16 protein-coding genes and 1 pseudogene are annotated in these 12,894 nt (G+C 60.2%); 8 read left to right on the top strand and 9 right to left on the bottom strand.

What is annotated here, in order from left to right; translation table 11 throughout:
- Window positions 1-86: 86 nt before the first annotated feature.
- Both HYG82_RS40450 and HYG82_RS40445 read right to left on the bottom strand, forming a co-directional pair.
- Window positions 87-1,343, bottom strand: a complete 1,257-nt coding sequence (locus HYG82_RS40450) for an NADH dehydrogenase subunit (protein WP_179263774.1) — start codon at window positions 1,341-1,343, stop codon at window positions 87-89.
- 217 nt (window positions 1,344-1,560) lie between these two features.
- Window positions 1,561-2,745 (bottom strand): 3-dehydroquinate synthase II, encoded by a 1,185-nt coding sequence (locus tag HYG82_RS40445; RefSeq protein WP_179263772.1) that lies wholly within the window; start codon window positions 2,743-2,745, stop codon window positions 1,561-1,563.
- Between the two features lie 220 nt (window positions 2,746-2,965).
- Between HYG82_RS40445 and HYG82_RS40440 the strand changes: the two genes are divergently transcribed.
- The gene (locus HYG82_RS40440) at window positions 2,966-3,550 is read left to right on the top strand and encodes a hypothetical protein (protein WP_179263770.1); all 585 of its coding nucleotides are present in this window, start codon (window positions 2,966-2,968) and stop codon (window positions 3,548-3,550) included.
- A gap of 38 nt (window positions 3,551-3,588) precedes the next feature.
- On the opposite strand, the gene HYG82_RS40435 is transcribed toward HYG82_RS40440, so the two are convergent.
- Window positions 3,589-4,470 carry an HFX_2341 family transcriptional regulator domain-containing protein gene (locus HYG82_RS40435; RefSeq protein ID WP_179263768.1) on the bottom strand — a complete coding sequence of 294 codons (882 nt, stop codon included), beginning with the start codon at window positions 4,468-4,470 and terminating at the stop codon, window positions 3,589-3,591.
- Between the two features lie 235 nt (window positions 4,471-4,705).
- Here HYG82_RS40435 and HYG82_RS40430 point away from each other — a divergent pair, with 235 nt between their 5' ends.
- The gene (locus HYG82_RS40430; RefSeq protein ID WP_179263766.1) at window positions 4,706-5,380 is read left to right on the top strand and encodes an HAD family hydrolase; all 675 of its coding nucleotides are present in this window, start codon (window positions 4,706-4,708) and stop codon (window positions 5,378-5,380) included.
- A 47-nt stretch (window positions 5,381-5,427) separates the two neighbouring features.
- On the opposite strand, the gene HYG82_RS40425 is transcribed toward HYG82_RS40430, so the two are convergent.
- Window positions 5,428-5,967: a hypothetical protein gene (locus HYG82_RS40425; protein WP_179263764.1), complete on the bottom strand. Its 540-nt coding sequence runs from the start codon at window positions 5,965-5,967 to the stop codon at window positions 5,428-5,430.
- A 211-nt stretch (window positions 5,968-6,178) separates the two neighbouring features.
- Window positions 6,179-6,751 (bottom strand): SprT family zinc-dependent metalloprotease, encoded by a 573-nt coding sequence (locus tag HYG82_RS40420; RefSeq protein WP_179263762.1) that lies wholly within the window; start codon window positions 6,749-6,751, stop codon window positions 6,179-6,181.
- A 123-nt stretch (window positions 6,752-6,874) separates the two neighbouring features.
- Here HYG82_RS40420 and HYG82_RS40415 point away from each other — a divergent pair, with 123 nt between their 5' ends.
- Window positions 6,875-7,285, top strand: coding sequence for a hypothetical protein (locus HYG82_RS40415; RefSeq protein WP_179263750.1), 411 nt, complete (start codon window positions 6,875-6,877; stop codon window positions 7,283-7,285).
- A gap of 361 nt (window positions 7,286-7,646) precedes the next feature.
- Window positions 7,647-7,877 (top strand): hypothetical protein, encoded by a 231-nt coding sequence (locus HYG82_RS40410; RefSeq protein ID WP_179263748.1) that lies wholly within the window; start codon window positions 7,647-7,649, stop codon window positions 7,875-7,877.
- A gap of 378 nt (window positions 7,878-8,255) precedes the next feature.
- Here the strand turns inward: HYG82_RS40410 and psmB are convergent, their stop codons facing one another.
- Both psmB and HYG82_RS40400 read right to left on the bottom strand, forming a co-directional pair.
- The gene (psmB, locus tag HYG82_RS40405) at window positions 8,256-8,987 is read right to left on the bottom strand and encodes an archaeal proteasome endopeptidase complex subunit beta (protein ID WP_179263747.1); all 732 of its coding nucleotides are present in this window, start codon (window positions 8,985-8,987) and stop codon (window positions 8,256-8,258) included.
- 192 nt (window positions 8,988-9,179) lie between these two features.
- The gene (locus HYG82_RS40400; protein ID WP_179263745.1) at window positions 9,180-9,350 is read right to left on the bottom strand and encodes a hypothetical protein; all 171 of its coding nucleotides are present in this window, start codon (window positions 9,348-9,350) and stop codon (window positions 9,180-9,182) included.
- Between the two features lie 307 nt (window positions 9,351-9,657).
- Here HYG82_RS40400 and HYG82_RS40395 point away from each other — a divergent pair.
- The 3 genes and pseudogenes from HYG82_RS40395 to HYG82_RS40385 all read left to right on the top strand — a co-directional run bounded on the left by HYG82_RS40395 (window position 9,658) and on the right by HYG82_RS40385 (window position 11,020).
- Window positions 9,658-10,006, top strand: a pseudogene (locus HYG82_RS40395) (DUF555 domain-containing protein).
- Between the two features lie 72 nt (window positions 10,007-10,078).
- Complete coding sequence (locus HYG82_RS40390; protein ID WP_179263743.1) at window positions 10,079-10,618, top strand: CBS domain-containing protein; 540 nt, start codon at window positions 10,079-10,081, stop codon at window positions 10,616-10,618.
- Window positions 10,619-10,780: 162 nt separating this feature from the next.
- Window positions 10,781-11,020, top strand: a complete 240-nt coding sequence (locus HYG82_RS40385) for a DUF8015 family protein (RefSeq protein ID WP_179263741.1) — start codon at window positions 10,781-10,783, stop codon at window positions 11,018-11,020.
- 4 nt (window positions 11,021-11,024) lie between these two features.
- On the opposite strand, the gene HYG82_RS40380 is transcribed toward HYG82_RS40385, so the two are convergent.
- Window positions 11,025-11,441 (bottom strand): PadR family transcriptional regulator, encoded by a 417-nt coding sequence (locus tag HYG82_RS40380; protein ID WP_179263739.1) that lies wholly within the window; start codon window positions 11,439-11,441, stop codon window positions 11,025-11,027.
- A gap of 167 nt (window positions 11,442-11,608) precedes the next feature.
- Between HYG82_RS40380 and HYG82_RS40375 the strand changes: the two genes are divergently transcribed.
- The gene (locus tag HYG82_RS40375) at window positions 11,609-12,157 is read left to right on the top strand and encodes a DUF8170 family protein (protein WP_179263737.1); all 549 of its coding nucleotides are present in this window, start codon (window positions 11,609-11,611) and stop codon (window positions 12,155-12,157) included.
- A gap of 60 nt (window positions 12,158-12,217) precedes the next feature.
- Here the strand turns inward: HYG82_RS40375 and HYG82_RS40370 are convergent, their stop codons facing one another.
- On the bottom strand, window positions 12,218-12,874 hold the full coding sequence (locus HYG82_RS40370; protein WP_179263735.1) for a helix-turn-helix domain-containing protein: 657 nt from the start codon (window positions 12,872-12,874) through the stop codon (window positions 12,218-12,220).
- Window positions 12,875-12,894 lie beyond the last annotated feature (20 nt).

Below are 12,894 nucleotides of genomic sequence, written 5' to 3'. Positions count from 1 at the left end.
CCAATGACGAAACCGGGATACTGTCCCGACCTGTGTCGGGCCCGTCCTCACCCGTGATGACTGAAACGTACCTTCGAGAGGGGCCGTCAGCGACACCCGCGGCAGACGATTTCGGTGGCACGTCCGGTCTCGAGCCGTGGTTCCGGGAGATACCGGCCACACGCGGAACACCACGTCCAGTAGATCCAGTGCGGGTCGGCTTCGGTTGTGGCGTGAGTAGTACTCGCGCCTGTGGCCTCAGCGTCGGCCCGTTCGATCGTGATGGATTCGTCGTCAACAGCCGTTACCGTCCCGTCGATGGTGGCGTGTTGGGCCACGCTGATACCGTCAGCCGGTTGCGCAATCATCTCCCCGGCCTGTACCTCGTCTGCGGCCTGGACGATCGGTTCGCTCGGAGTAACCACGCCTTCGAAGTCGGGATTCGTTATCAACGGAACCTCGACCCGGTCTGGAGCGAGCGTCGCCGTTAGTTCCGTCTCGTGACTCGACTGCTTCCAGGCCGCCGGCGCGAGGACGTTGACCCGCCCGCCGCTCCCGAGGCGGTTCTCCGCGACGACCGATTCCTCGATTACGAGCAGACAGTTCGTTCGCTTGCGGACACCGAACGTCTCCGGGGGCTGTTCGATTTCGAAACACCATCCCGGGCCGCCGTCGAGGATAACCTCGTTCGCTTCGAGACTTGCCGATCGACCCGCGGCCTCGAGGAGCGCCGTTGCAGGCGTGCCGACCGGTACCTCGAGGAACCGGTGGGTCGGGACCCGGCCGTCGACGTGGACGAACTTCTCGGTCGTCGGCTCACCGTCGACTAGCGCACGGTACACGTTGAAAAGCGTCTCCGTATTCTGGACGATCCAACCGTGATCCATCGGCAACTCCTCGCCTTGCATGACGACGTCTGCGACGATCCGCATGAGGACGCTTTCCATTCCGAACTCGTACTTGTCCGCCGTGTAGGCGATTACGATGCCCGTTTCGTCGCTATCGATCGGAAGGTCAGCCGGTTCGTAGATCCTCGCGTCGGTCGCCGTTTCGAGTTCACCAAGCCACTCGTCTCGGTCGGCCCGCTTTGTACTGATGACGATTCGGTCGAAGGCGTGGCCGAGCAACCCGTCGAACAGAGACGCCAGTTCGTCGGCTCGTTCACGGCCCAGCCACTTGTCCATGTAGTAGTTCGGTTCGCTCTCCTGGTGGTTGACGAGCAACGAGTCGACTTCCTCGAGTCGTTCCCACTTGGCGTACGTCGGAAAGCCGGCACCGCCTGCCCCTGCCAGGCCGGCATTGCGCAGCGTCACCGCGTACTCGGGTGTGTCAACCGCTCTGACTTTGTCTTGCGTGACGCTCATGGTCCGGCTGGAAAAACGACAGCGACCACCATAGGTTGGGGACAATGTTTCCATAAATTAATAGAAAAATTGAACGTTAGCATCCGACCAGGTGTAACGGTCAGAGAGAATCCACTGAGGAGTTGAAAGACCGTGGTTTTCTACTCGGTCCCAGCGCCTGCCGTGGTATACGTTACCAACCAGCTCTGTAAACGGGGCGAGAGGTAGATGAAATCCGTTATTTCTCGATGATACTCTCTTCGACGGCCTCGCCGAAGTGTCGAGCCGTGTCCTCGTAGTAAAGCAGGATTTCGTCGCCGGTTTCGAGATCGGTCACCGCCTTTCGTCCCTCCGTGGCAGCCACTTTGATCGTCTCCGCGTTCTGCAGTAGCGTCTCGACCCGGTCACCGCTTTCGGTCTCGAGGGCGACCCGGAACATCGGCCGCTTTTCGATCTTGACCCGTCCGACGATTGCCTCGCGGGTGTTCCCTTCGAGGTCGACGACCTGGACCTCGTCGCCGCTCTGGAGTTCCGCGAGGTACTTCGTGCCACCGTCGGGAGTGCGGACGTAGGCGTGGACTGCCCCCGCGTTGACCCGGAACGGCCGAGAAGCAACGTACGGCGATTCGGCTGTTTCTGCGTGAACGAAGACCAGCCCGCGGCTCATCGAACCGACGAGCATACCCTCCTCGTGTTCGAGGAGGTTTCCGGTGTCGACGCAGACCCGGTCGGCGCTACCGGCACGTTCGACGTCGAGTACCTCGGCGTACTCGAGATCGAGGCGTTCGCGTTCGGCCTCGTCGCGGACTTCGACGGTTTTCCGGATTTCGTCCGGATCGTCCGAATCCAACAGGACGGCGTCAGCCCCGATTTCGAGCGTTTCGAAGGCTGTTTTCGCCTCTTCGGCGTTGGTCACGCCAGCGACGAGGTCGGTTTCCTCGCCGATGCGGGCGATCAGATTCTCGAGAGGAATAATCGTCCAGTCCTCACCGATGACGATCGTGTGGTCGGCTTCTTCGGCGGCGGTTTCGGCGAAGTGTTCGTACTCTTTGCCGAGGATGCGGACGTACGCACCCCGATCGAAATCGCGGTCACGACGCAGCGTCGAGAGGTCTGCCGATCCTGAGAAGTCCTCCGGGAGGTCGATGGTGGCGTCGCCTTCGCCGCCTTTCCCGACGACGACCGCGTCCGCCCGTGCGGCCGGCTCTGTGTCGTCGCTTTCGGCGTCGTCGACCAAGGTCACGTCCCCGCCGGTCCGAAACGCGGCGACGTTGATGTCGCCGAGTTCGCGGACGCGTCCCACGTCTTCTTCGTCGACCAGTACCCAGTCTACACCCGCCTCGAGTGCGGCGGTGATCCGCGCCCGGCGGACGTCCCAGTCGCCGACCGCGTCGTCGGCTTTCACCCAAACAGTTCGCGTCATAAATCGTTCGTAGAAGGGGATCGGCTTGAACGTGGCGGATCGGGCAGGGTCGGCTAGGGATGCGGGTCGATCTGGCCAACGATATCGTACTGATCGCCGCGTCTCTCATCGAAGTGCATCTGGACTCGAATCGTAATACGCCCAGAACAGTAGGTATAGTTACGTTAGTAAGGATACTTTCTTATAAGTTGATAATATATTAGCAGCCGGGACAGATAATATGGGCCAGCGACACCTTGAAACAACGACCGAACCGACGATCGATCGTGCCACACGCCGTCTAGAGGTGAGCTCCGTGGTCGACGTCGCTCGAGCGGCGTTCGATTGTGCCGGGGAGAAGGCAACTCGCAAGTGCGGTCGGACTGTGGCCGTGCTCGGTGCCGTTCGTCTCGCATGTCGACGCACCGGGGTTGGCGAACCCGACCGTGAGGAGTTCGCGGCCGCGTTCGACGTCGATCCGAAACGCGTCGTTCTGGCGGACGACGTGTTCGTACGCCACCTGAGCCCGCCCGCTGATGCCGACGAGATCCGCTCGCTTCGACGGCGGATAATTGTGGCTCAGGAGGTTCTCACCGAAGTCGAGCGCGGTCGCGGCGCTGGCCCGCAGCTCCCGGGATCGCGCCTCGCTGACGCCGCGCCCTTCCTCCTTGCTCGCGCGAGCAGCCACCTCGACTCCCGTACCGACCGCGAACACCCGGGGCTGTCACCGGCGGCACTTCGCGATCACGTCGAGCGACTCGAGAAAGACCACCAACTGGCTCGACTCGGGACGACGCTCTTTTCGCGAATTCACGACGACAACTGAACGGTTGAACGCTCACCGCCCCACCAGCCGACCGCCGGTTACCGCACTTCGCCGGCTTCGTCCATGAGTTTGTGACGAAACGCCCGATAGGCGTTTTCCCCACGTTCGGTCAACTCGACTACGCGCCGTCTGCCGACCGATTCGATCGTGACGTAGCCGTCTTCTGCGAGCGGCTCGAGAACGTGCGTATCCAGGACGCGAAACGCACCTTTGTCCTCGACGGTGCGCTCGTCGGGTGACCGTCGATCGGCCATAAAGGAGAGGTCGTGGTCTCGAGCGTACTCGATCAGGTCTTTCTTTTTTGGTGGCGCCGTCCTGTCGTCGTGGAACCCGGCCCACGCGTCGGGGTCGGATAGGAACTCCATGATCGCGACCTGATCTCGCGTCGGCGACTCGATAGGATAGGTCGGTACCTGCTCGATTTCGTCGACACCGAACGAAATCGGCTCGGTCGTGCCGTCGTGAGCGTACTCCGACGGCTCGACGTAATATGCATGTGTGTCGGTCGAAACGTCCATACACGCGATCGTCGCACCGATCGCAGGAATCGTACCGGCTCCCGAAACGTTGACGTACACCTGATCGTTGGCGTGCACGTCGGCGATCGTCGTCACGTCACCGAGAACCGCATACACGTCCGTGAGATCGCATTCCCAGGACCGAACCGCCGGGACGATCGCCTCGAGTTCCTCACGTAACTCGTCGTGATAGTTTGCGGGGGCGGTCGCGTTCCGTTCTCCCTGTCCGTCTCTGCTATCGCTCTCGCCTTGCTGCTTGCTCCCGTCTGGATGCCTGTGACCGGCGGCACTGCCGTCCTCGAGCAGGTAGACCAAATCTGCCCGCTGGTCCCGGATCGGTTCGATGACCCGATCGAACTCGTAGCCCAGCGGAACGACGTGGACTCGCTTGACGACGTCCATACATCAATGGTATTGTCTGTGAAAATAACTGCTGTGGATTTTGTGCTCGGGACGTGAGTCGAAATTCGTTACCGAGTTATTCCCTCGAGTAACAGGCTGTGTTTCAGCAGCCAAACCAGAGAAGCGCACCGAGACACCTTTCGGACCGGTCATGGTAGTGCGTGCGATCGTCGCTGAGAATACGCGATGAGATCGTCGAAACGTTGAGAACACCTGAGCCCTTAGGGTAGCACAGATGGCTGCATACGACGCGATATGTTTTGATCTCGATATGACACTCTGTGAATCGACGCAGAATTCTGCGCATCTCCTCGAGTCGACGTTCGACGGCACCGACTGCGAACAGTTCTGTACGCCAGCAGAGTTACGAGCAGCCGTATCCGACCTGTCGAGTACCGAGACGGCCCGCGAGTTCTACGACGCACTCTTTACCGAAGTCGCACAGCGCGCCGACGTCGACCCGAGCGTCGCGCCGACACTGGCCTCGGAATACCTCGAGCGACAGGACCCGACTGCCGTTCAGTTTCGGCCGGGGGCGAAAGCGGCGCTCGATCACGCCATCGATCGAGGGCAGGTCGGCCTCATTACGAACGGGGGGCGAACGATGCAAACACGGAAGCTTCGGTCGCTTGGTATCGAGGACGCCTTCGACGTGCGTGTGTTCACCGAACCGAGCGCCGGTATCTCCCCCAAACCCAGCGTTGCACCGTTCGAGCGCGCACTTGGCGAACTCGATGTCGCACCCGACGCGGCGATCCACGTCGGCGACTCCTTGCACGCCGATATCGCGGGTGCCAACGCGATGGGGCTCGATTCGGCCTGGCTCGATCCCGGCCGCGACACCAGCCCGAACGACCACGAACCGACCTACGAACTCGCGTCGCTCGAGTCGCTCGCGACGATCGTTTGAGAACCCCAACCGCGAATCTGCGTCGTCGTGCTGGCGATCTGTGCGCGTTACTCGTCCGGCAACAGGTCCGTGTGAACCAGAGCGCGGTACTGGCTGTCTGTCCCCTCCTCGAGACGCTTGAGCAGCGCCGCGGCCGCCGAGAAATTCTCGGGGAGTTCGAACGGATCGTCGTCGGTTTCGTCGCGGTGTTTGCAGCGCTTGACGAATGCGACGAGCCCCGCCGGGGTCTTCGAACGAACGTAGACCACGCCGACGTCCCGGTCGATACTCTCGAGCCAGGTATCGATCACTGGTTCGCTCTCCCGTCGAGGCCGTTGCATCCGGTCGGCCAGTTCGTCCGTATCTATGTCGGGCGTCTGTTCGTCCGTCATGCCGTCGAAGACCCCCTCCAGATCGGTGGTCTCCGCTTCGAGCGACGGGGCTTCGGCTTCCGCCTCGAGCAAGTCGGCGAACGCCTCGACCTCTTCGCGGCGGACCGCAATAGGGTAGACGAAGTCGTGGGTCTCCTTCGGCAGCGTGTACGATTTCCCTTCGACACCCTGTTCGCCGGGGCCCGATTTCCCCAGCATCAACTCGAGTAGTCCCATACTTGAAACAGGTAGGGTGAGGCGAATAAGTGTTCCGCGGTCGACTCGACCGGGCGTCGTTGGCGAGGATGGCACTCGTTGTTCTGTCCCAATACCGTCCTGAAAGATACCGTCTGTTCCCGGTGGGAAATAGCTCGACACGGGAGTAGAGCACGTTCCGATACGGCTCGACGAAACCGCTGTCCAGTCCACCGAGTCAGTTCACCATGTACTACCACTCGTCGGCGAGAGCGGCCTTCGCACCGCCGTAGCCACTCGCCGTCGTCCACGTCCGACCGCTTTCCGCGTGTTCGACCTCGTACGATCCGCCGCAGACCCCACAGCGATACTGATCTGGTGATTTCACCGGTTTCGAGGCTCGATGGCGCTTTGCGTGCCAGTCGCAGTCGGCCGTGAGACACCGAAGGACGTATCGCGGCTCCGTAAACGCTTCGCAGTATCGGGGAGCCTCGAGGGCGGCGGCCTGCTCGCGAAATCGCTCACCGTGCCCGGACTCGCCGAACTGCTGGAACTCCCAGGCATGGACGAGTTCGTGTCGAACGACCCCGGCGAAGGCGGGCCACTCGTACCGCTCGTACGCCCGGCGGGCGAGAACGATGGTCGCCACCCCGCGATTCGCGTGCCAGCGACACGCACCCGCTCGCCGCTGTGCTCGAGCCGACACCTCCCACTCGAGCGACGAGAGATCCACCGCGAGCCCGTTCTCGCTGACGACCTCGCGGGCGTGAATCCGCGCTCGAGCGACGATTTCATCGTCGAGCGTATACTCCTCGCTGTCGGTCACAGACGCGAGATGACGGACCGAACCTGAAATTCTTCCGATATGCTATCGGGAAGCCTCCGAGCATAGTATCAGGAGAGAAAGGTAGGTATCTTTTTGTCCTAGCGGATGGAAATATCCATCGGAATGAATCGCAGAGCAACACTGAAAGCGACTGGTTCATCGATACTCGCGGGAACGACTCTCCTCGCGTCGTCGGTTGCCGGCGATGGGAGCGGCGATGGAAACGGTCCAACCGTCGTGTCCGTCGAAACGGAAACCGTCGGCAGGAGCACGCAGGGAAGCGATCACTATACCGTCGAATATCTCGACGACGGTGTGGTCGAGATCACGGGACGGACTGTTGCACCGACCCCATGTCACGAAGTTGCCGTAGAACGGATACAGACGCAGGGCGAGGGGGACGTAGTCGTCCTTTCGCTCGTTTCCGATTCAAAACTGTGTGTAACATCTCTCGCTGGCGTTACGTACACCGTGCGTCTCGAGTACGAAGCCGAGACTCCTGACGTGTTCGTTAGCGTGCCAGACGGTGTGTGAAAGGGCCCGGTTCCGTTCACAGCCGTGGTAAGGCAGGCGGCGGTCAACCGGTTGCAACCGAGAGTCGATCCGAAGAACCTGTGAATGCGCAATCACAGTACCCGGCTTGTCAGACGGCGACGGCCACCGAGAGGACGCATCCACTGACAGAGCACCGTCCCAGTACCGTTCCGGTTGCTACTGGAACCGTACTATGTCCCCTACTTTCGTGAGATGATATTTGTCACAGAAGGATGTCGAGTACCACGACTAGCCGATCCGAATATCGACGACTGTTGCTTAAATAGTAAAATCAAAGGATAAATTGTTGAAAATTGTATGGGAGGATGTTTTTGATTCTAACACCGATTTGGACACTTGCATGGAACGAAGAGCGGTCCTGACAGCGATCGGCGCATCGACTCTTACAGGTGCATCACTCGTGGGCACTGCATCAGCAAACGAATATGATTCGACAGACGAGACGAGTGACGATGGTGATCCGAAACTGATTACAGTTGATGCGGGGCCTGAAGACGATATAAATCGGACCAAGCATCTCGGAGACGGACTCGTCGAAATTGTCGAGTCGGCTCAGCTTCCGACACCCTGACACACGCTCGAGGTCAGCGGGATCGACTCGTCTCCGTCCGGTGACGTCGTTCGAGTGACGACGAACAGGCGGAACGGAGTCTGTATACTGGTTCTCTCCCACGTTTCCTTCCGCGTCGTCCTCGAGTACGATGGCGAACCAACTGACGTCTCCGTAGAATTCCATCGGAGAATACGTACGGACTGCTGTGAGCCGCTCGAGCGGGTCTAGAACCGATTTTATCCGACCGTATTCTGACCGCCGTCGAATACCCTCGCGCGTGATTCCGATCAGCCGTCGCGTTCAACGGGCCGATCAAACGGTGTTGAGAGCGGTGAGACTGGGGGCAGCTACGAGCAGCGAGATACTCGAGAAACTGAAATGAAAACCAGTGAACGCTTACAGGACGTCGTCGAAATCGTGGTGGCCGTGAATGTCGACGCCTTCCTCGGTGATTTCACAGAGGAAGACGCCGTTTCCGGAGCCGGTGTCGCGCTCGACGGCAGACTTGATGCCCTGGACGGCGACTGTTTTCGCCTCCTCGTTGGACATATCCGGTTCGTATGACTGTTCCAGATGACCGTATGCCAGTTGCATCCCGGATCCGGTGACCGTGTAATCGTCTTCCATGACTCCGCCGGCGGGATCGATGCTGTAAACGTGGCTTCCTTCTTCGTCGACACCGCCCAGGATCGGGTGGATGGCGAAGAACGGTCCGCCGCGTGCGAAGTTCCCCGCAAGCGTCGCCAGTGCGTCGATGTTCATCCGTTCGCCGCGACGCGCCTCGTAGAGGTTGACTTCCGCGCGGAGCGTCGAAATAAACGACTGTGCGCCACCGACGCTACCGACGAGCGTGAGCGCGCCGGTCGGGTGGATCTGCTCGACCTTCTGGACGTTCTTGTTCGAAACGAAGCGACCGCCGAGGCTCGCGCGCATGTCCGTCGCGATGACGACACCGTCAGCGGTGGAGATTCCGATCGTCGTCGTTCCGGTCTTGTTCACGTTCTCGAGGTCGGCCCGCGTCAGATCGTTCTGAGGGAGCGAACCGATCTCCGGCTCGTAGGGATTCGGATCGTCGGCCAACTGGTCGACCGTCTGGGAGAAGTCGGAGTGATGTGTAGGCGTTCGCATTGCTGGAAACGTACGACCGGGACGGTATAAAACACCGGCGGTCACCACCGTCGTTTCCGCTTCCGTCATCCCCGAGATCCGTTCGGCTCGAGGAGCGGTGAAAACGCACGCAATCGCGACGGCTCGGCGAGCAACTAATCGGAGAATTTGTCGTCGGAACTTCGTCGGTCAGGGAACGGCGGTCCAGTCCGTTTAGCGTTGGGCAGCCTCGTAGGCCTCCTCGACGTTAGCGAGGAGCCGGTGGATTGGCAGAGTGAGCCCAGCCTGACGGGCGGCGATGGCAAGCGGCATTGCGACGATACCGGTCACAATGCACAACTGGTACAGTGCGAACAGCGTCGCGCGGTACACGCGGGATATCATCAGCGTTCAGCCGTGGCTCAGACGGAGGGGCTATATAAGCCTTCTTGAAATATGACGTTCATAACGATTGTTATGGTGTGAAGAGGTCGCCGCCGTCCTGCGATTCAAGTTCGCTTTCGACGAATGCAATTGAGGGCGGACTCGAATCGATGTACAGCTATGCAGGCAGGAATCGACCCGGTGATTTCTCATAAGTTATCGGAATCATTCGATTCGCATGCGCACTATGGGTCGGTGGAACTGACCGTGAGCAAACCCGCGCCGACGAACCGCAAAGCAGGAAACCCCCCCGGACCAACCAGTTCGTATGGGAAATTATCTCGTCGCGATGGAAGCTGCATGGCTGGTTCGTGACGTCGAGGCGATCGACGACGCAATCGGCGTCGCCGTCAGTGAGGCTGGGAAGCGACTCAACAGCGAAGACATGGACTACGTCGAAGTCGAAGTCGGCGCGACCGGCTGTCCCGCCTGCGGCGAGCCGTTCGACTCCGCCTTTATCGCGGCCGACACTGCGCTCGTCGGACTCGGACTCGAGATGGAGGTGTTCAACGCCGACAGCGAAGAACACGCCTCTCGCATCGCGAAAAGTGAGGTTGGCGCTGCGGGACGTCCCGTTGTCAGTCGTCGAAATCGCCGAGGTACCCGAAGACGAGTAAACGAGCCCGCTGATTCGAGCGGGAATCGTCCGTCACCCAAAGACTTTCTATAACCCGTAGTTATTGTAGAATATGGAACTCCCGACACCTGCTGATCTCAGACAGCGCCGGACCGAACTCGAGCTCACCCAGAGCGAACTTGCCGAGAAGGCGGACGTCTCCCAGCCGCTGATTGCCCGTATCGAGGGCGGTGACGTCGATCCTCGCCTATCGACGCTCCGACGGATCGTCAACGCCCTCGAGAAAGCCGAGAGCGACGTTATCCGCGCCAGCGATCTGATGAACGAAGCCGTCGTCAGCGTTGGCCCTGACGACTCCGTCAGCGAAGCCGCCCGAAAGATGGAAGAAGAAGCCTACTCGCAGTTGGCGGTCATTCAGGACGGCATTCCGGTCGGTTCGATCAGTCAGACAGATCTCGTCCACCTCGACTCCGAGGACCGAGACGAACCAGTCGAAGAACACATGAGCGAAAGTTTCCCGACCGTCTCGAAAGACGCCACGGTCGACGAGATCGGCAACCTGCTCGAACACTACAAGGCCGTGATGATCACCGAAGCCGGCGAAACCGTCGGGATTATCACCGAGGCAGACATCGCCGCACGGCTATCCTGACCGTCGCTCCGTACCTCGATCCGCGTTCTGCAGGGCCGCCGGGATTTCGCTCGAGCAGTATTCGCCGTCGGTTTGGGACCAGTAGCGATGGACGCTCACTCTGGGGAATTGGGACCCACTGAAGGGATTTTTCGTGCTGGACCACGTAGCTCCAATAGGACGATGGATCACTTTGACCGGGTTCTCGGCGGAATGTTCGCGTCGTTACTGGCAGGGTTCCTGCTCGGTTACTTTTCGGTGATTCCATTTCTGACCGGGCTCTTCGGCGGATCGCTCCTCGCAACGATTTTCCTCTGGGACGCGATAATCCGAAATCCACCAGTTCCGTCGGAAGAACTTCGATATTCCGCCGCTATCGTCGTCTGGCACTGCTGTTTATTCGTCACTCTCGTTGCGGTGTGAGAAATTATCGGTGCCTATCTGGACGGGGAGCATTCTCGTATCTGACCATCTTGTCGGATTTATCGGAAATCGTCTCGTAGATTCGCTGGAGCGTTTCCTCGGCCTCGAGCAGATTGTGGTCGTCGAGAAACGCCCGACCCTCGTCGGTCAGCCGATAAAACTTCCAGGGCAAGCCCTGTCGGCGCTCGTCCTCGGGGAGCGAAACCGCTTCGACGACGCCGGCGTCGATCAACTTCTGGACGTGTTTGTAGACCGTCGCCTCGCTCACGCTCGGATTCAGTTGCTCGAGTTCGTACATCGACGGGAGTTGCTCGGGATGCTGGAGAATGTTGGACAAGAGCGCGAATCGCGTTCGCTGGGTGACGAAATGGACGAGTTCGCGCGCGTTCGCCCCCTCGGGAGTCCCCACGTCAGTACTCATACGGTCGCCTACGGGCCGGACCACCAAGTAATTTACCCTGGAGTGAACTACTCTAGAGTGAATTACCCATACGCGAATCACCCGGTGGGTCAGGAACTCTCCGATGGATATCGGAAACGGAAACGACACGGTAACGACTATCCCTAATTCGCGATAACCAGACGCGTATGAGAGACGACGATCCGCCGGTCCCAGACGACATCCTCACGAGTGCGAGCGAGCGACTCGAGGCCGAGGAGCTGACGCTCGCAGAGAACGAGGAAATTCTCCACGCGCTCAGCGAACTCCGTCCAATCTACCAGACCGACCGCTCGTATTTCGTCCTGGGGAACTACGACCGCGAACCCATCCGTCGTGTAAACCTGGTCGTCGATCGACTGAACCGTCGCTCGGACGCCTACGCTTTTCGGATGGTCGACGTCCGCGGCGAGTGGGAAAACGGCATTCAGAAGTTCTGTCTGCTCGCGGATCTGGTCACCCACATCGTCGGCGTCGCCGAGAAAGAACCCAGCGGCTTCCTCGTCGAGCAGGGGTTGCTCGCGGGCACGACCGAATACTTCTCGAAGAGCTACGTCCTCAAACGAGAGTACGAGGGCGACGATCGGTCTTTCGACTGGATGCAAGACGGGGTCTTCGAGTTGCTCGAGAAGGAAGGGCGACTGTACCCGTGGGAGACCGAAGCAGAACTGATCGACGCGACCGAAACGCTTCCGTGAATCCGATCGTCGACCGAGCGCTTCCGTGAATCCGATCGTCGACCGAGACGGGGCCAGCGGTCACTCTCCGATCAAGGACTCGAACACTGTCGACTCGGCTTTCTGGAGGTGTTCCGCCGCGGTCGCCGTCGCACACCCCAGTTCCCGGGCGACATCTGCACTCGTTGCCGTCTTGGGCACGTCGTAATAGCCCAGTTCCAGAGCGGTCGCCACTGCCTCTCGTTGCCGATCGGACAGTCGCCCAACGACGCTGTCGGCGGCGACGCGTTTGCCGCCGACCTGTTCGACGGTGACACCGACACCGTCGGGGACGCCGTCGACTGCGGACTGAATGTCGGTCTCCGTTCCGACAATAGTGAACGTGTTGGTCCCGTCATCGTTGCACTCGATCGGTGGCACCGTCATCAGGCTTCCGCGGGTGAAGTTCTCGAACAGCGACCGCGCGGCCGCCGATACGTCTCCCTCGAGAAAGCAGTAGCACTCGCGGTCCGTGACCGGAATCACTTCGTAGTCTGAGACCATCGGGCTCTCGGCGAGTTCGCGTTCGAAGCGTCGATACGTCCCCTCGAGCCGAAACAGAAATCCTGTGGGCGGACTCGAGACGTTCCAGTTGACGATTCGTGCTCGTTCGAGGTAGCTCGCTCCGCCAGCGATCCGTTCGTAAATCGGCGGCGCATACGCGCCGCGTGGACGAAGCGTTATGCGGACCCGTTTCATGGCCGGAAATTCGGAGAGTG

Source organism: Natrinema halophilum (assembly GCF_013402815.2).
GTDB classification, from domain to species: Archaea; Halobacteriota; Halobacteria; order Halobacteriales; family Natrialbaceae; genus Natrinema; species Natrinema halophilum.
The sequence above is the reverse complement of the archived record's forward strand: the minus strand, read 5'-3'. Positions and strand labels throughout refer to the sequence as shown.